This is a genomic window from Paenibacillus sinopodophylli (assembly GCF_005930355.1).
Taxonomy (GTDB): domain Bacteria; phylum Bacillota; class Bacilli; order Paenibacillales; family Paenibacillaceae; genus Pristimantibacillus; species Pristimantibacillus sinopodophylli.
In genome coordinates, this window is sequence record NZ_VDBO01000015.1 from 47551 (window position 1) to 65417 (window position 17867).

The 17867-nt window shown below is 47.2% G+C and carries 13 protein-coding genes; all 13 read right to left on the minus strand.

Features of this window, described 5'->3' with window-relative positions; translation table 11 throughout:
• Positions 1 to 67: 67 nt before the first annotated feature.
• The 13 genes from FGT79_RS26980 to FGT79_RS27045 all read right to left on the minus strand — a co-directional run bounded on the left by FGT79_RS26980 (position 68) and on the right by FGT79_RS27045 (position 17490).
• Positions 68 to 838 (minus strand): response regulator transcription factor, encoded by a 771-nt coding sequence (locus FGT79_RS26980; RefSeq protein WP_138755950.1) that lies wholly within the window; start codon positions 836 to 838, stop codon positions 68 to 70.
• Positions 813 to 2585: a sensor histidine kinase gene (locus tag FGT79_RS26985; RefSeq protein ID WP_138755951.1), complete on the minus strand. Its 1773-nt coding sequence runs from the start codon at positions 2583 to 2585 to the stop codon at positions 813 to 815. The genes FGT79_RS26980 and FGT79_RS26985 overlap by 26 nt, the downstream gene beginning before the upstream one ends.
• Positions 2586 to 2663: 78 nt before the next feature.
• Positions 2664 to 3719 (minus strand): NAD(P)-dependent alcohol dehydrogenase, encoded by a 1056-nt coding sequence (locus FGT79_RS26990; RefSeq protein ID WP_425465048.1) that lies wholly within the window; start codon positions 3717 to 3719, stop codon positions 2664 to 2666.
• Positions 3720 to 3723: 4 nt separating this feature from the next.
• Complete coding sequence (locus tag FGT79_RS26995; RefSeq protein WP_138755991.1) at positions 3724 to 5325, minus strand: glycoside hydrolase family 43 protein; 1602 nt, start codon at positions 5323 to 5325, stop codon at positions 3724 to 3726.
• Between the two features lie 152 nt (positions 5326 to 5477).
• Positions 5478 to 6752 carry an ABC transporter substrate-binding protein gene (locus FGT79_RS27000; protein WP_138755952.1) on the minus strand — a complete coding sequence of 425 codons (1275 nt, stop codon included), beginning with the start codon at positions 6750 to 6752 and terminating at the stop codon, positions 5478 to 5480.
• A 138-nt stretch (positions 6753 to 6890) separates the two neighbouring features.
• On the minus strand, positions 6891 to 7748 hold the full coding sequence (locus FGT79_RS27005; RefSeq protein ID WP_138755953.1) for a carbohydrate ABC transporter permease: 858 nt from the start codon (positions 7746 to 7748) through the stop codon (positions 6891 to 6893).
• A gap of 18 nt (positions 7749 to 7766) precedes the next feature.
• Positions 7767 to 8654: a carbohydrate ABC transporter permease gene (locus FGT79_RS27015; RefSeq protein WP_138755954.1), complete on the minus strand. Its 888-nt coding sequence runs from the start codon at positions 8652 to 8654 to the stop codon at positions 7767 to 7769.
• Between the two features lie 240 nt (positions 8655 to 8894).
• Positions 8895 to 9980, minus strand: a complete 1086-nt coding sequence (locus FGT79_RS27020) for a peptidylprolyl isomerase (RefSeq protein ID WP_138755955.1) — start codon at positions 9978 to 9980, stop codon at positions 8895 to 8897.
• Positions 9961 to 11415, minus strand: coding sequence for an alpha-L-fucosidase (locus FGT79_RS27025; RefSeq protein ID WP_138755956.1), 1455 nt, complete (start codon positions 11413 to 11415; stop codon positions 9961 to 9963). Before FGT79_RS27025 ends, FGT79_RS27020 begins: the two co-directional genes overlap by 20 nt.
• Before the next feature lie 23 nt (positions 11416 to 11438).
• A complete protein-coding gene (locus FGT79_RS27030) occupies positions 11439 to 13193 on the minus strand; it encodes a glycoside hydrolase family 35 protein (protein WP_138755957.1) in 1755 nt (584 codons plus the stop codon).
• 39 nt (positions 13194 to 13232) lie between these two features.
• Complete coding sequence (locus tag FGT79_RS27035; protein ID WP_138755958.1) at positions 13233 to 14072, minus strand: carbohydrate ABC transporter permease; 840 nt, start codon at positions 14070 to 14072, stop codon at positions 13233 to 13235.
• A 1-nt stretch (position 14073) separates the two neighbouring features.
• A complete protein-coding gene (locus tag FGT79_RS27040) occupies positions 14074 to 14964 on the minus strand; it encodes a carbohydrate ABC transporter permease (RefSeq protein ID WP_246096652.1) in 891 nt (296 codons plus the stop codon).
• A 387-nt stretch (positions 14965 to 15351) separates the two neighbouring features.
• The gene (locus tag FGT79_RS27045; protein WP_138755959.1) at positions 15352 to 17490 is read right to left on the minus strand and encodes a discoidin domain-containing protein; all 2139 of its coding nucleotides are present in this window, start codon (positions 17488 to 17490) and stop codon (positions 15352 to 15354) included.
• Positions 17491 to 17867: the final 377 nt, after the last annotated feature.

Here is a 17867-nt window from a genome sequence, read left to right on the forward strand (position 1 = left end):
CCACTTGATCATCAGGACTTCATTTTAGAGTTCGTTATGTTTATGAATCAGCATAGAAGAGACTTGCCTAAGATAGAAACCCTTGGCTGCCATCAGCCGTAATCGCCTTGTGCTGCTCCCTATACTGCTTGGGCGTAATGCCTTCATATTTTTTGAAAATACGTATGAAGTAGCTCGCCGTCTGAAGGCCGATTTGCTCAGAAATGCCATCCATACTAAGCGGGGAGTGATAGAGCAGCTCCTTGGCGCGTTTCATTCGCAGTCTAATGACATAATCACTAAAGCTTACGCCCGTCTCTTCCTTAAACAGAACGCTGAGATAGCTTGGATTCAAATGGACATACTGGGCTACCTCCTTTATCGACAAGGGCATGCCGATACTTTCATGGATATACTTCACGGCATTAAGAATATAAGAGTTGCTGGAAGGCACGCCATAGGAAAGCCAATTTCCCGTTTCCTCCGATTTGGACTGAAAAACTTTCTCTACGGACTGAATAAGCTGCTCTTGCCGGATTGGCTTGAGCAAATAATCGACAGCTCCGAGTCTCAGTGCCTTCTGAGCATACTCAAATTCCGCAAAGCCGGTAAGCAAAATCGTGTTTATATCGTTCTGCTCAGCGCGAAGCGTCTCTAGCAGCTCGATACCTGACATAAGAGGCATGCGAATATCCGTAATAAGCAAATCGTACTGCCTCTCGCCCAGCAGCCGCATCGCTTGCTTGCCATTATCCGCCATATCGACCTTTACCTTCTCCTCTCCCCACTGCTCCAGCGTAAATGTAACCCCCATGCGGGAATTGTACTCATCATCAACCACCAGTATGTTGTGCGTCATCGTTAGTAGTTCCCCTCTCTGGCTCAGGCTGCAGCGAAATTTTTAATACAATCGTCGTCCCGGCGCCCGGCGCGCTGTCAATGGTCAAGCCATATTGGTTCCCGTAATGGAGCTGGATCAGCTTGCACACATTGAACAGCCCGATCCCATTTCTACCTGTAACGAATGCAATGCTCGAATCATTCTGTAAGCGTTCTCTTATCTGGTGCAGCTGGTCTGGCTCTATGCCAATGCCGTTATCCTTCACCGTAAAGGAGATGATGCCCGTCTCCTCCTTTACACTCAGCTTGATCGTGCCGCCGTGCTCCATTGGCTCTATGCCATGCACGATCGCATTTTCGACCAGCGGCTGAATAGACAGCTTAGGTACTTTTATGCCACCAAGCTCTCGCTCGCAATCTATTTCAATAACAAGCCTTTCGCGCCAGCGCATTTTCATAATCTCGCCATACCGCTTGACCTGCTCAAGCTCTTCATCAATGGTCACAAACCCGTCCTGTGTACTGGAGTGAATCGTATATCGGAATAAATCGGCAAGCTGAATGACTATCTGAGCACGCTCTTGCTCGCCATTACGGATATGATCCCAATAGAGTGAATCGAGCGTGTTGAACAAAAAATGCGGATTAATTTGAGAATGGAGCGCTTTAATTTCGCTTTTGATCTTTACGATCTCCGTCTCATACACCGATTTAATTAAATAATTAATTTGCTTAACCATCTGGTTGTAGGTCAAATTCAGTTGATTAACCTCGCGGTTAAAATATTGATCGGGATTCTCCCGCGGACTGCCGTGCTTGCCGCCCTGTATAATGCGAGTTAAGCTTCTGATTGGCGATGTAATGAATTTGGATAAATAATAAGACAGCAGAGCAAACACGAAGATGCTCAGCACGCTCGCCCAAAGCAGTACATCGCGCAAAAAGTAAATATCTGCAGTCAGCGTTTTTTTCGGGATCATAATTTGCAGCTTCCAGCCCGTCGAACGTATAGCCCGCACTACCGTCACATAATCGCTGCTCTCCCCTTCAAGCGCACCAACAGACAGAAGCAGTCCATTGTCTTCTCCGACATTCATGCTCTGATTGTTCTCATCAAGAAGGCGCATGACACGACCTTTGTCCTTCGCCTTGTCGGTAGTGCCTAAGTCGATAATGGAAGGCTTGAGCCGGATAAGCAGATAGCCGCCGCTGGCATACTGCTCTTTCTCGAGCTTTAACTGCCTAACAGCCAGCAGATCATCTGGATTATCCGGATCGCGTCCAATCCATATCATCGCTCCAGCTTGATGAATGTCATCCGCCTGCTTCAAATAACGCTCGTCTACCCGCTCTTCGATACTCTTCTCCACGATAGGGTAGAGACTGCGGGTCAAGCTATATAGCTCTATATCCTTTATCGTATCTGAGTAGGCTGTCTTCTCAATGAGCAGCTTCCTCAGCCTCATTCTCTCGTCATAGACCGTCTCATGCCCCTGCTTCTCCAAGCTCAGTGCTTCTTGAATCCGTTCATCCATCGCGAGCTGCAGCGTCAGAACGTTAACCTCATTAAGCTGCGATTCCAGCCTGCCGCTAGTTTGCAGGGCAATCTCGTCAATGTAAAGCGCTGCGTTATCTCGCTGTACCTTGGACAATAGTACATAAAGGCTGCTTACCGTAAGCAGCAGAACAAGCGACATGGTCAATATAAAGCTGAAAAAAATTTGACCCCTGGTATGATCTAATCCTATCTTTTTGAGATATCCCACTTCTTAGTTCCTCCAGCGAAACTTGCACAAAACCTATCCTCTCTTAGTGGGAGAGGATAGGTTTTGTCCGCATACGGTTTATTTATTTGGATAAATCATAATTTTTATACTGGTGTCTTTCTGTGTACGGGCCATCTCGACCGCTTCCTTCGTATCCTGAAGAGAATATTTGTGCGTAATGACTTTCTCGATGTCGACAGTGGACTGACTGAGTGCCTGAATAGCACCTGGGTATGTGTTCGCATATCGGAACAATCCGAGCACATCGACCTCAGCATCGATAATCGCATTTACATCAACTGGAATTTCAGAGGCTGCTGGCATGCCGACAAGCACAATGCGTCCACCGCGCTTCACTGTACGGATCGTATCTGCAATAGCTCGTCCGTTACCGGAAGTCTCGACGATTACGGTAACGCCTTTCCCGCCAGTTAACTCGGAAATTCGCGCCTGCACATCCTCTTTCATCGGATCAATAACTGCCGTTACGCCCATTTCCTTCGCCAATTCCTGCCGGAACGGCACAACGTCGGTCGCATAAATTTCACTAACGCCGAACACCTTCGCCGCCTGGATCGCGAGCAGTCCGATCGGGCCAAGCCCCGTTACCAGCAGACGATCTGCCGGAGTAACCTTCGCACGATTCATAGCGTGCAGACCTACTGAGAGCGGCTCCAGAAGCGCGCCTTGCTCGAAGCTGATCTCATCCGGCAGTTTGAACAGGAAGTCGCTGCGGACAGCTACATACTCGGCCCACGCTCCGTCAACTGGCGGCGTTGCCATGAACACAACATCCGGGCATAGGTTGTAGCGACCTGATTTACAATATTCACAGCGACCGCATGCTACACCCGGTTCTACAGCCACTCGGTCGCCAACTGACACATTCGATACACCCTTGCCGACAGCAACAACCTCGCCGGACAGCTCATGACCGAGAATAATTGGCCTCTCCACTACATAGCGACCAATTCTTCCATGCTCATAGTAATGAACATCCGAGCCGCATACACCAATACAGTACACTTTGACGAGCGCCTCATCCTCTTTTGGTGTCGGTACGGGAACTTTTTTAATCTCTATATCAAGTGGTTTATTCATAACAGCAGCATCCATTACGTTCATGCTCATCATCAGCTCACCTTTCGGAATACTTAAAGTAATCAAAGTCCGCATACTTGCCCTGTCCGCTTAAATCCTGCACACAAATGCCGATAAACGCCCCGGTAAAGCCTTGATCAAGTGCAATGCCATCCTTCACCAGCTCAGCGTTCTCATCCGATATTTTGGTTGCATCGAGAACAGGGCCAATCAACTGCCAAGCGGAACCATCTAACGAATAGTAGAATTGAAGTGCTTCATGGCGGATCTCCGCCTTCAAATAACAGCGCTCTGCCCCTTCAATCGATACAGGATGCTCAAGCGGCTCGTCATATACACTACGATCACTCGACATAATGCCAAGGCATTTGCCCAGCTCCTCGTCTCGGCTTATCCATAAGTAATAATAGTTCTTTGTATTATAATAGTAAACAAGACCAGCAAGCTGCTGATACGTATTCGGTTCGAACTCAACGACAGTCTCCGCGTCCACTGTGAACGATTGCTGACGCCTTGCGATCAGGCTCTGGCGATGTGTGGAATAGAGCGACTCTCTTCCTTTAAGTCTCATATGGCCGGGACGCTCCGTCAGCGTGGCCCATTGCTCTCCCCGCGGCTCGCGCAGCGTGTGCAAATGAATGCTGATCGTTTCCCCGTCGAAATGCTCGATTTCCGGCTCCGCTTCGAAACGATACTCCGCCAGCGCAGGAGCTTGTACTTGAACATGTGGCGAGTGGCCCGCCTCGATCAGCCGCAGCCAACCATCTTGTGTCCATTCAACGCACTGGATAGCGGTTTCTCTTCCCAGCGTACAGCTTCCCGAAGGGCTAAGCGGGCGCGCACACAAATGAACGATATACAGCTGACCATCCTGCGTCTCTACCAGACTGGCATGACCCGCCTTCTGCAGCTCCAGCTCCGGTCTATCCGTCGATGTAAGGATTGGACCCGCTGGGTCGGCTTCGTATGTGCCTAGCAGCGTCCGCGAACGTGCGACAGTCGCCGCATGACCAAAGCGCGTTCCGCCCTCAGCCGTGATCAAATAATAATAGCCGTCATGACGGTAAATATGAGGCCCTTCAGTGAGGCCAAGCGGTGTGCCTCCGAATATCGTATGAATCGGCCCCGTCAGCGCCTTCAGCTCCTCAGAATATTGCTGTATGACGATGCCACCGAACGGGTTCTTCCCCTTCCGGTGATCCCATGTCAGATTAGTAAGCCATTTGGTACCGTCCTCGTCATGGAACAGCGATGGATCGAAGCCGCTGCTGTTCAAATAGATTGGCTCAGACCAAGGCCCCATTATATCGTTAGCCGTTACCATATAATTGTGGGTGTCCTTAAAAGGACCCATATGGCTCTTCACATCGGTAAATATGAGATAAAATGTCCCTTTGTCATAGCTCAGACAAGGTGCCCATACTCCGCCCGAGTCGGGATTTCCGATCATATCAAGCTGGCTGGCCCGAGCAAGCGGGTGCGTCAGCACCCGCCAATTTCTCAGATCACGTGAATGATGAATCTGAACGCCAGGAAACCATTCAAAGGTTGAGGTTGCAATATAATAATCGTCTCCGACACGTATAATCGAAGGGTCGGGGTTGAATCCCCGCAATATCGGATTGTTAATTACGTTAATCGTAAACACCTCCTATGTCGCTGCGCGAGAGATCATTCTTATATCCGCAAAGGCGAACACTATGTTCCTCAGAACGATCTTCTCGCTTCGCTGACACCTCAATTTTCAAATGTAACTTATTCAATCGTTTTTTCTACTTAAGTTCTGCCAGTCTATTTGATTTTCGCCAGCTCGTCTTTAACGTTACTCGCCTTTTGTCCTACAATCGCACCGACTGAGTTCAAGAACTGCTCTGCGCGTTTCGCGTCCAGCGCTTGGTCATAGTAGCTGAAGAAGCCTTCCAGGCTGCTGCTGATCGAACTTCCGTACGCATAGGAGAGCGGATTCATCTTCGATTGGTCAAGTCCAGGCGTTTTCATCGGGCTAATGTTTGCGCCCTCGTTAATTTCCTTCCGTTGTACCGAATCGGTAAGGAATCGAATCGCTTCATAAGCAGCCTCTTGGTTCGTCTTCGAAGAAATAGCCATACCTGCCCCGAAGCCGCCTTGATAGATGTTAATGCCGCCATTGCCGCCGTCTACTACCGGGAACGGAACGAAGCCTACTTTATCGGCAAAGTCATCGCCTAGGAACGAATTCATTGCCCATTCTCCTTGAAGATACATAGCCGCTTTTCCACTCGTGAACAATGATTCCGCCGCCGCATAGTCCAGACCGAGGAAGCCATTAATGAAGCCCTTATGATCCACAGCAAGCTCACGCAGCATTTCACCCGCCTTCACAAAGGTGTCCTGTGTGAAATCGGCTTCGCCTTCTTTGGCGCGATCGAACGGCTCCATGCCGCCAATACGCTGTGCCAAATAGGAGAACCAGTGCAGAACCGGCCAACGATCTTTACCCGCAACTGTAATCGGAACGATGTTTTTGGTGTTGAACTGATCGACAACAGTAAGCAGCTCCGCATAGGTTGTCGGAGGCGTCAGGCCGTTCTCCTCAAAAATCTGCTTGTTGTACCATAGGGATACTCCGCTGAACAGAACCGGAATACCGTAGTTTTTGCCGTCATAAGAGAACGTTTCCAAACCACCGTTAAGCACATCGTTTTTGAAAGCCTCATCCTTGTTCAATGGCTCTGTAATATCACCCAGCATGTCGTTGGATACGAGCGTTTCGAACGTTTCACCGCTCCAATAAGTGATAATATCCGGCACTTGATTGCCTGTAATCGCTACTTTCATTTTTGTTTTCAAAGCCTCGTCCTCAAAAAACTCAGCGGATAGCTGAATATTCGGATGCTCGTCATTGAATTGCTTGATCGACTTTTCAATAATATCCTTGTTTCTCGTTTCCATGCTCCACATCGTCAACTTGGTTACTTCCCCAGAAGCCTCCCCCGTCTTGCCGCCTTCCGCATTATTCCCCGCACTGGAGCAGCCTGCCACAACTATAATCATCATTGCTAATAGAAAGATAAGACCTTTTTTCATCTGTATTTCCTCCTTGTATAGTGTCAAATACCGCACATCAACAATCAATCAGGTTCCCTGTATCATTGGCATATGCGGCTTATTCTGTCTTCTCTTTTTCCTTTAAGCCTGTAATCCCCTTTAGTCCATAGCCGTCAATTAACCTTTAACCGATCCAGCCACCACCCCCTTTTGGATATATTTTTGTAGAAACATATACAAAATAATGATAGGGGCAGTCGTGATGACCAAAGCCGCACTTATGAGTGAATAATCCGCGCTAAAGTTTCCTTTGAACATCATAAGGCCAAGCGGCAACGTTTTTAGCGATTCTTTGGAAACCATAACTAGCGGGAATACGAAATCATTCATGATATTGAAGAAGGACAGAATCGTAATCGTCGCAAGCACAGGCTTCGCAATTGGAAAGTAAACTTTGAAAAACGTTTGATAAATCGAGCAGCCATCAATCATCGCCGCCTCCTCCAGCTCCTTCGGCACGCCTTGGAAAAAGCCGTGGGCAATAAAGACAGCAACCGGAAGGTTAAAAGCAACATAAGGGAAAAACAATGCCCAGAACGTATCATATACACCGAGCTTGTTCGCCATCGTAAACAGTGGAATCAACGTGCTGTGAATCGGAATCAGCATACCAAGAAAAAAAGCTCCCAGCACAATCTTCGAGCCTTTGAACGGCCGAATCGACAAGTAAAAGCCGATCAGCGTCGCAACGACCAACAGCCCAACGACTGAGAAAAAGGTAATGTACAAGCTGTTGAACAAATAGCCGTTGATGCCTTGATTCCAAGCCTGTACATAATTATCGAAATGCCATGACTTAGGCAGCCCCCAAGGGTTCGCGAAGTACTCCTTATTGCTCTTGAAGGACGAAATGACCATCCATACGAACGGATATCCCGTAAATACAAGATGAACCAGCAGCAGTACATACAGCAGCAATCGGGAAATTCCTTTGCCTCGTGTCCCTGCCGGCTGCATCGTTTGTGTCGCGCTCATTTTCTTCTCTCCTTTCTTCTATTCGAATCTGGCGCCAGTACGGCCTAGAACCTTTGAAATGATTAATGCAAGACAAAGTCCAAATAATAGCAAGAAGGTAGAGATGGTGCTTCCGTAGCCGAAATCCATCATACGGAATGCATTTTTCATCATATAGCTTGCTAGCACTTCACTGCTATTATTCGGACCGCCGCCTGTCATAATATAAATCAGGTCGAAATATTTCAATGAATTAATGACACAGTTCAGCACCGTAAATGTAATGGTTGGCCAAATCAACGGAATTTGGATACTGAATATAATTTTCCACTCTCCCGCACCCTCTACGCGCGCCGCCTCCAGCACCTCGTCTGAAATACCCTGAAGTGCACCGAAGTAGACGATAATATAAAAGCCGATAAACTGCCATGCCACAACTGCGATTACTGAACCGAGCGCTGTCGCTTCATCCCCGAGCCAAGCATGCGCCCACTGATCGAGTCCAAGCTGTATCAATAAATTGTTCAGCAGCCCGAAATTCGGATCATATATTTGCCCCCACAATATGCCGAGCACAGCGGTCGACAGCATAACCGGCGTGAAATAAATCGTTTTCAAAAAATTTGAACCTCTTAGCTTGTAGCCAAGCACAATGGCAAGGAATAAACCGACCGGCAGTTGGATGAATAGCGCTCCGAGTGTCAAATACACGGAATTTTTCAAAGAGGTCCATAGAATCGGATCTTGAAACAGCTGATTGAAATTTCCGAATCCATTGAAAACCTTTGCCGAAACTCCATTCCATTGGAAGAAGCTATAATAAATACTCATACTGATTGGCACAATGATGACCGCCAAAAAAATTAACAGCGCAGGTCCCATGAAAAAGAGCCTGCTGCCCAAGCGTCTGACGCCTGTTTCGTTCATCCGTAACACCCTCTCCGGCTTCATGCGCATGATGTCTTGCTTCTTTGTATCCGTTTTCATTATTCTATCAAGCATACAAATCATTGTAATGATACGATGATTAGGTAAAATAGCACTTTCATTGGTTGATATAAAACGCTTTCTTATGTTATAAAGCCCTCTTAGATGCGGATATTTGAATAGACATACTAAAAAAAGCAGGAACCGAGATATACCATCGGCTCCTGCTTTTTTCGTTTTCTATTCTCCTGTTGCCTTCAAACGGTCGTATGCGGATTGCTTTACTTTGACGACAACGGCATTAGCCTTTTCCTCCAGATAACGATTGAATTTGGCGGCAAGCACCTCGCTTTGCAGTTGAGCTGCTACGCTTGCAAGCGGTACTGCGTAGCCTTCTTTTTTGTCAATTAGCTGAATAACCGAAAAGCTGGTGCCCGTATCAATAATGGAAGAATGCTCACCAACCTTTAATTGCGTAGCAGCTTGCTGCAGCATGAAGTCTGCTTTTAGCGGCGATTGCTGATCATTCAGAATGACGGAACTCTTGCGCACGCCATCTTTGCTATATGCCTTGGCTATCTCCCCGAATAAGGCTCCCGAATCGAGGCGCCTTAGTGCTACATTTATGGTTTCGATGATGTCTTCCCGATCTCCGTCGTTATAGGGGATGGAAAATTCATTAAAGGTTATTTGGGTTTGATTCGTAAACTCGGCTTCATGCGTACGGTAGCTGTCGGTAACCTCTTCTTCTGAAACCTTCAATTCATTCTCGCCTAGCTTTTCTTGCAGATCCAGCTTGATATTGCTCAAGGAATAGAAATAATACTGGCTGAGATCATACTCCCCTAAGCCAAAAATCGCTTCTCCCTTATCCAAGCTATTCGCTCTGTCTGCATTGTTCTTTCCCCAATTCCGAACAAAGCTTTGAAAAGAGCTGTCTTCAATAAGCCCCTTCTCCATAGCGAGCAACTGTAAGGTTTTCCCTTTCACAGCCTCGTCCATCGCTTGTTTTCTAAGCTTATCAATTGGACGCTCTTCGCCGAACGTCTCCGTCCAATAGTTTTTACTATCCTCGGCTCCGTATGTCACATTGAAATAATTGGTAACTGATCCCTTTTCCTTAGCCATATACAGCTGAAATTCGTCATGGGTGACCGGCAAACCTCCAACTTCGATAATAACCGCCTCTGAGTCTGTAGAACGAGATGGTAAAAAGGCTACTGCCGCGAAGACAGTAACCGCCAGAATAGCAACTATTACAGCGATAAGCACACGCTGGTATTTCCAACCATTATTTTGAGATGGGTCAACCAGGGCTCGACTCATGCTTCTCCTCCATCTGCGTCCAATAGACGCTGCATTCGCTTAATGTCGGATACCATCTGGATTCCGTAATGTGAATGCGGAGACGTTCGGTTTCAATCGGCTCGAAACGACAAATCTTCTTGTACCCAATAACATTTCCTTCGTAGAAGACATGCCACCTATCACCATCAAACCATTCCAATTGAAACCTTTCAATACGCTGACCTTCAGGCAAATATTCTTTAAGCACTATGCGGTCAACGATCTGTTTGCCAGCAAGCTCTAACTCAATCGAGGCTTGCTCAGTGCCGGGAATAGGATGCCAATACGTGTGCTTCAGACCATCTACTATTCTGGAACCCGAGTGCTCTTCGCTGCTGCTCTCGGAAGCGAGAACAGAAGCGCCTGCCGCTGCATTCGTTCGATACATACTCTCTAGCCGTTGTCCCAGATCCTGCATTCTTTGGGCATCATTCTCATGAATACGTCCGCGCCTGTCCGGCGGAAGATTAAGCAGAAACGTCGAATTGCCCCCGACCGTCCGTTCATAAAGATCCGTAAGCTCATCAACCGACTTCACCAAGTCATCTTCCTTGTCATGATAGAACCAGCCTGGACGAATAGACGTATTCACTTCGGCTGGATACCAAACGACGCGTTCTGCTTCAACTAATACATGCCGGCTCCCCAAATCTTCTTCATCAGAACCGATTCGCTTCGAGAACTCGTCGCCTTCTAATTGCTGCGAGTCAGCTTGTATTTTCTCGTTATCTTGCAGGCTTGCGGGTACGACGCTCCATTCTACTTGCCTTGTATGCCCAGCTTCATTGCCGCACCACCGTACATCAGGGCCGCATACAGAAATGACCGCTTGAGGTTGATGATCTCGAATTAAACTGTAGTATGCATCCCAATCATACACTTGCCGCTTGCCGTTCGGACCCTCGCCACAGGCTCCATCGAACCATACGCAGAACAGCTCCCCGTACCCTGTTAACAGCTCCTCCAGTTGATTAAGAAAGTAACGATTATACCGCTCGGAGTCACCATAGGACAATTCATGACGATCCCACGGTGACACATAAATACCAAATTTCAAGCCCGCTTCACGGCAGGCATCGGATACTTCCCTCACTAAGTTTCCTTTGCCATTTTTCCAAGGACTATTCTTAACGGAATGCTCCGTAAATTGACTTGGCCACAGACAAAACCCGTCATGATGCTTGCACGTTAGAATAATGGCTTTCATTCCTGCTCTCTTGCATACGTCCACCCATTGAGCCGCATCAAGTTCTGTTGGATCAAAGAGCAGAGGCGACTCTTCTCCTGTCCCCCACTCCCTGTCCGTAAACGTATTCATAGTAAAATGGATAAATCCATAAAACTCGATTTCTTGCCAAGCCAGCTGTCGAGGTGATGGAGCGACCCCCGCCGCATCAATAATAGAAACGCTCATTCTCTAACCTCCTTAATGATTAATCAGCCTAAATCCGCCTGATCAGTTAATGCCACAACTGCTTCCGTAGTGCCGTGAAGCTCAAATACGATTAACTCATTTACTCCAGCTCGCAGCAATGGAGCAGGAATATATAAGGTTTTCGTTGGGCCAACTTCCCAATACCTGCCCAAATGTACGCCATTCAAATATACGTTACCTTTGATCCATCCATCAAGGGTGAGGAAGGTGTCCGCAGGCTGATCTACCTCGAACATCCCTTTATAGAAGGCGGGCTGAGGCTTCACATGGATGTCTTCCCTGTGTTCCGAGGAGAATACTAATCCGGTTAAATCGTCCAAGGGCAATGGATAGATCGTCCAACCGTATAAAAACTGATTATCTAGCCTTACTCCCTCTGTAATCCCTTTTGGATCGCGGAGATGTGGCCCATAATTGATACGACCCATATTTTCGACCAGAATATCCAAGCGGATACCTTTTTCCGGTACGATGATGGGCAAGGTACGAGGTGCCCAACGTTCAATGACACCTCTATATTCACCATCAACAAAAACCAAAGCACGGTCTCTTACGTCTTGAAGCGTCAGCTGCGCTAAATCTCTCGGACCTTTGACGACAGTAGAATAAAGAATATAGCCCAACGATTGGCCTAGCTTCTCCATCGATTCCGGGCAAGTCCGCAGGACTGGCTTCGATAGGGCATTCAGCTGATCGAACAAGCTTGCTTGCTGCTTCAATGCTACTTTCCCGAATGCCCGTTTCGCTGTTGGCTCCGGCAATTGCAGCTCCGGCAGCTCGAAATGTTTCTCCAGCACTTCGCGAACCGCATAAAACTTAGGTGTCGGATCACCCGATTCATTAAGAAGCGTATCGTAATCGTAGCTAGTTATCGTTGGCTCATATTGATTGATATGATTGGCTCCGTTATAGAAGCCAAAATTCGTTCCACCATGGAACATATAAAAATTGACCGAGGCACCGACACTTAGCAGCTCATCGAGTGTCTCTGCAACCTCCAAAGACGGTCTCGTTTGATGGTTTTCCATCCAATGATCGAACCAGCCATTCCAAAACTCCATACACATCAGCGGTCCTTCCGATTGGTATTCACGAAGCTTATGAAAGGCCTCCGCAGGCTTCGAGCCGAAATTAACGGTCGCAAGCACGCCTTCAATCATGCCGCCTTGCAGCATATGATCTTCCGGACCATCTGAGGTAAAGAGCAGCACATCCATTCCCCTACTCACCATTGCGTCGCGAACATAAGAAAGGTAGCGCTTGTCATTCCCATAGCTTCCATATTCGTTCTCGACCTGGAGCGCAATAATGGGGCCTCCATTCGTACATAGCAGCGGCTTTAAACGTGGGAGCAGCTCGTCGAAATAATGATCCACATGTTTCAGATAGCTCTCGTCATAGCAGCGCAGCCGCAAATTATCATCCGCAAGCAGCCACGCTGGTAAACCTCCAAACTCCCATTCCGCGCAAATATAGAGGCTAGGTCTGACAATGACATGCAGCTCCATCTCTCCCGCGAGCCTAACAAAGCTTTCTAGATCATTCTGGTCTGAGAATTGAAATTCTCCCTTGCGTGGTTCATGTATATTCCAAGGCACGTAAGTCTCTACTGTATTCAACCCGCAGGCTTTGAGCTTCAGCAGCCTATCTCTCCAATATTCAGGCACTACCCTGAAATAATGGATCGCCCCCGAGAGCAGACGCAGCGGCATACCATCAATCATGAATTGATCCCCTTGCACTTCGAAAGCAGCCAATCTAAAGTCACCTCTTTCTTGATGTTACTTCATACGTAATTAACCTTTTACCCCGCCAAGCGACATGCCCTCTGTTAGTTTTTTCTGCAGCAAAGCATACACAAGAATGGTTGGTGCCAGCACAATGACTAACCCGGCAAACAGCGAGCCCCAATCCGTAGCAAATTGCTGGATTTGCATCAGATTAGACAAACCAACCGGAATGGTCTTCTTACTGTCGGTTGTGATGAAGGTCATCGCTAGTACGTATTCATTCCAAAAATCAAAGAAGCTAAATACGATGAGTGTAATAATACCCGGTCGTGCCATTGGAACGATAATACGCAGCAGTATCCCGAAATAGCCGCAGCCATCAATCATAGCGGCTTCCTCATAATCAAGCGGAATGGACTTCATAAATCCGGTCAGCAAGTATACTGAAAACGGCAAACTGCCTGTTGCATAAACCGCGCTTAACCAAAAGCGATTATCGAGCATATGCATATCGTTCATAAAGATGAACAGCGGTACGATAATATAGACGCCCCCGATAAATAGTCCAGCCATATAAAATTGAGAGATAAATCCGCGGCCGCGAAACTTCATACGCCCCAGTACATAAGCCGAAGGAACGGCCGCAAACAGAAGAACGGCCATCGATAGCAGAACGATGATGACGGAATTCACCATGTAGTCTCCAATTTTTGCTGTCGAGAACGCCTGAATATAATTGTCCCAATTGATACTTGTCGGCAGTTTCCACGGGCTTTCCATTACCTCTGCATTTGTCTTAAAGGAAGCGAGTACGTTCCACACAAGTGGATATACAACAAAAACAGCTTGTAAGAGGAGGAAAAGGCGAAGAATGCCTTTTCCCGCGAGGGATGCGCGAGTGGACATCTTAATGCGCCCCCTTTTCTGTAAGCTTATTGCTTATAAATGCGAGCAGCATCGAAATAATGAACACAACGACACCGATTGCCATGGCATAGCCGAAATTAGAGTTGGTGAACGCCTGAGAATATAAGTAGGTCATCACCACTTCCGAATGCCGATCAGGACCGCCCCCCGTCATAATCGAGACAATGATAAAGCTGATGCTGAGAACACCGTTGATGCTGAATATAATCGTGACGCGAATGATTTCCCAGAGCAGCGGAATAGTAATACGGAAAAATTGCTGTATGCGGCTTGCTCCGTCCAGATCAGCGGCTTCATAAAGCTCTGGCGAAATGCTGTCGATCCCCGCCATATACATAACCATGTAGTAACCGGCAGCCTGCCATATCAGTGTAACAGCTAATGCCCAGAGGACAGTTCGCTGGTCTCCCAGCCATGGCTTTGCCCAGTCACCAAGTCCAAACATTTCTAACCCGGCATTCACAAATCCCATTGTGGGATGATAAATAAAGGACCATAGAATAGCAATGACAACGAATGACAAAATACTCGGGAAAAAGAAAACCGTCCTGTAGAAGCCACGTTCCTTTAGCTTCGATTGCGTAAGAACGGAGGCATTAATTAGGGCGATAATAATCGTAACAATAGGCACAACCAGCATCAGAAAACCTGTATTGCGCATGGATAGAAGAAACGTCTCATCATGGAACAGATCAACAAAATTTTTAAATCCGATGAATTGAGGCTTATCACTTAATCCGGTCCAAAGGTATAACGATTTCTGGAAAATTTGAAATGTCGGATACACTTTGAATAAACAGAACAGCAAAAGTCCTGGTAGTAAACAGGCGATAATAAAAAACGTTCTTTTTGATTTCATGGTCATGGTCATTATTCCTTCCCCCTGCCGCACATGCTGCACTAGATCTCCCGGCTTGCAGCACGGATGTCTGTGATGAGCTAATTATATATTCACAGAGGGCAGTGCCAAATAAACAAAAGCGAAGATGATTATGGAGAATATAACGATATTCGTAGTGCATCTGCGCGTGCAATCATAAAATCGTACAGGTTCTATCAATGAAGCACCAAGCAAAAACGCCTGCGGCGACCTTTAGACGCTGAAGGAACTTTGACGGTGAAACGGCTGTCGCCATCCTTTGGCGGCGCGGCGCGTTTCATTCCGAGAAATATAGAGAAAGTTGGCGAAATAATACTCTTTCGTATATTTGTACAAATGCCGCCGACTGAGCCCAGTCGGCGGCATTTTCCTTACGTATTACGTAAACAAGCCAAGCTCAGCGAACTGCAGCTGTGCGGCACCGCCGCTATTGGCAGTCACGTTCAATCGGTAATACGCGTAAGCCGTCGTGTTCGTGAAGGTATACGTTTTGGTTAAGAAACGACTTGCAAATGCTTCATTTGTTCGCGTATCCAGCGTCGTCCAGGTTGTGCCGTTGTTCGACCCTTGAAGGGTCCAGTTTTTCGGATCTCTGGCCGGCACATCGTTGGCAGATGTTATCGCATATGAGGTTACCGTATGCGTAACGCCAGTTGCGAATTTATACTGAATCCATCCGGTACCCGTTGTAATTAGCCATTTCGTTGACGTGTTGGCATCGAATGCTTTCTCCTTCTCTTCTCCACTCGGGCTGCTGGTCGAGCTAGCTGTGACCGTTCCGCCTACGGTTACCGATGTCGGGCCACCGCCGCCTCCGCCTACAACGGTAGATTCGAATGCGCCGATATCTGGAGCAGCACCGTTAAATAACGTATTGCCATAGAAATCCTTCGTCCCCAATTGCGGGACATTGTAACCTGCATTTATTAACGGGGAAGTTGCCTGCAGCTTGTAACCGTCCCATACGGTCGCACCGCTTTTGAAGCCGTTAGCGCCTAAAGTCGGCGTTTGTCCCGGGTTAACCATTTGAGGCGGAGCAATGACTTTTGCTGGATCATTCGGCTCTCCTGCTGCATGACTGCCGGTCGTCACATAGAAGGCATTGTTTCTAAATACGGCCGTTCCATAGCTGCCTGAGCTGCTTGGCCAGAAGCTTGAGGAAGGCGTATTTTTGTCATAAAACACGTTGTTGTAGAAATAATACGGCACGCTTTTGAAATAAGTAGATGCAAGATTGGCGTTGGAGTTCGTGAATTTCGTTACACCGCCGTTATAAATAAACACATTGTTAAGGAAATAGGTTGGCGAAGTATCGACATCGAACCAGCCGAACTTAATCAGATAAGCGGCATTATCGTCACTGATATTGTATCTTGCGATATTGTTGCTGCTTCGGCCGAGGTAGGACATCCATCCCATCGGATTGTTGTGGGTGTAGTTGAATTGATAGACGATATTGCTGTTAGGGGAATCGAAATCAAAGGCCGTTCCATCACCGTTATTAGCACCCGTTGTCGTAGGACCGCCATAAACCTCGTTGTTTTGGAACGTTACATTTTGAGACTTCCAAGGATAGATGCCCGCGCTTTCGGCGTTGTAGCGTTTCGACCAGCCATCTACGACGTTGTACTCTACAATCGCATCTTTCGCATCGCATACGTCGATTGCACCTTGACCAATATTGCGCATGTAATTGTGACCGATATAAATATTCGTCTGCCACAAATTATTAGGCCCGATTTCGTCTTGGAATGCTGTTGTTGTCGTGTAATTGAAGTTGGCAATCGCGAGCAGATCGACCTTCTCAATCGTATTGTTCTCAATTCTTACGTCGTTAAAGGTCATGTTAGCCTTCAATGCTCCAATGACATAGAACATAATACCGCCATTAAACGATGCATTCCCATATAGGTTGGGCCATTCATTCGGGCTGTCGACATCATGTACATAGTTATCATGAATATAAATATGATCCATAATTGTGTCTCCGCCGACCGCCACTTGGTTCGTGTCCAGTACAATGAGAATACCGTCTCGTATGTTTGTAGGCTTGCTGCTCGCATACGTAGTCGTGACCAAATCCACATTAAAGTTGTCGTCATTCGTTACTTCGAGATTGCTAATCTCCCAATACTGTTGGTTGCGCAGCATAACTGCGCCTGTCGCTTGATAATCACGCTGCGTGCCTCCCCCATTAATTATGGGACGAGCCGTTCCGCCGTATTTATCGATTCGGATAGGAGCGTTCGCATCTCCCGAGCCCTTGGGCCATAATTGGCCGTTCCACACACCACCCGATTTGAACAAAATTTGGTCTCCAGGCTGGAACGTCGTTGCATTCACCTTCGTTAAGGTTTTCCAAGCGGTACTTGTTGTTGTCCCGTTGTTCGCATCGTTTCCAGCAGCAGAATCGATATAATACGTCGTATTTGCCGCGCTCGCCGGAGCAGGCCCAACTACGAGAATTGTGGAACATATGACTAGCAAAGCTAATATACTCAAAAAATGCTTTTTCATGTTATTGCTCCTCCCAAACTTATTTGAGTTCATCGTTAAGTTGGAAAATCGCTAGCATTCTTGTTTCTAACCATCACCCTAAGAGCGCATCACCTCTCCAGCCAAAGTCAACATTCTCCATTCTCCATGCTGTTAAATGCCGCTCACCCCCTCTCCGCTCATGGCTGGTTGCTCCTAATTATAGGTTCACTTAACCAATCGCCATATGAACAAATCGCACGATCTATATAGAGGATTTTCAGGTGCCTCGTACAGGAAAAGTGCTTTCACTTGTCAGTGATCATGCATGCTTACAACAAAAAAACAGAATGAGTGAGAGGTCATTCACCTCATCTCATCCTGTTCTCAACAACGTGCCTGCTTCCAATACTGGCCTA

What these genes read in the sequence shown, in the direction of transcription:
- FGT79_RS27025 (WP_138755956.1), bottom strand. Translation starts at nt 11,415, where the DNA reads ATGAGCGTTTCTATTATTGATGCGGCGGGGGTCGCTCCATCACCTCGA.
- FGT79_RS27020 (WP_138755955.1), bottom strand. Translation starts at nt 9,980, where the DNA reads ATGAGTCGAGCCCTGGTTGACCCATCTCAAAATAATGGTTGGAAATAC.
- FGT79_RS27045 (WP_138755959.1), bottom strand. Translation starts at nt 17,490, where the DNA reads ATGAAAAAGCATTTTTTGAGTATATTAGCTTTGCTAGTCATATGTTCC.
- FGT79_RS27040 (WP_246096652.1), bottom strand. Translation starts at nt 14,964, where the DNA reads ATGACCATGACCATGAAATCAAAAAGAACGTTTTTTATTATCGCCTGT.
- FGT79_RS27000 (WP_138755952.1), bottom strand. Translation starts at nt 6,752, where the DNA reads ATGAAAAAAGGTCTTATCTTTCTATTAGCAATGATGATTATAGTTGTG.
- FGT79_RS26990 (WP_425465048.1), bottom strand. Translation starts at nt 3,719, where the DNA reads ATGATGAGCATGAACGTAATGGATGCTGCTGTTATGAATAAACCACTT.
- FGT79_RS26980 (WP_138755950.1), bottom strand. Translation starts at nt 838, where the DNA reads ATGACGCACAACATACTGGTGGTTGATGATGAGTACAATTCCCGCATG.
- FGT79_RS27015 (WP_138755954.1), bottom strand. Translation starts at nt 8,654, where the DNA reads ATGAACGAAACAGGCGTCAGACGCTTGGGCAGCAGGCTCTTTTTCATG.
- FGT79_RS27035 (WP_138755958.1), bottom strand. Translation starts at nt 14,072, where the DNA reads ATGTCCACTCGCGCATCCCTCGCGGGAAAAGGCATTCTTCGCCTTTTC.
- FGT79_RS27005 (WP_138755953.1), bottom strand. Translation starts at nt 7,748, where the DNA reads ATGAGCGCGACACAAACGATGCAGCCGGCAGGGACACGAGGCAAAGGA.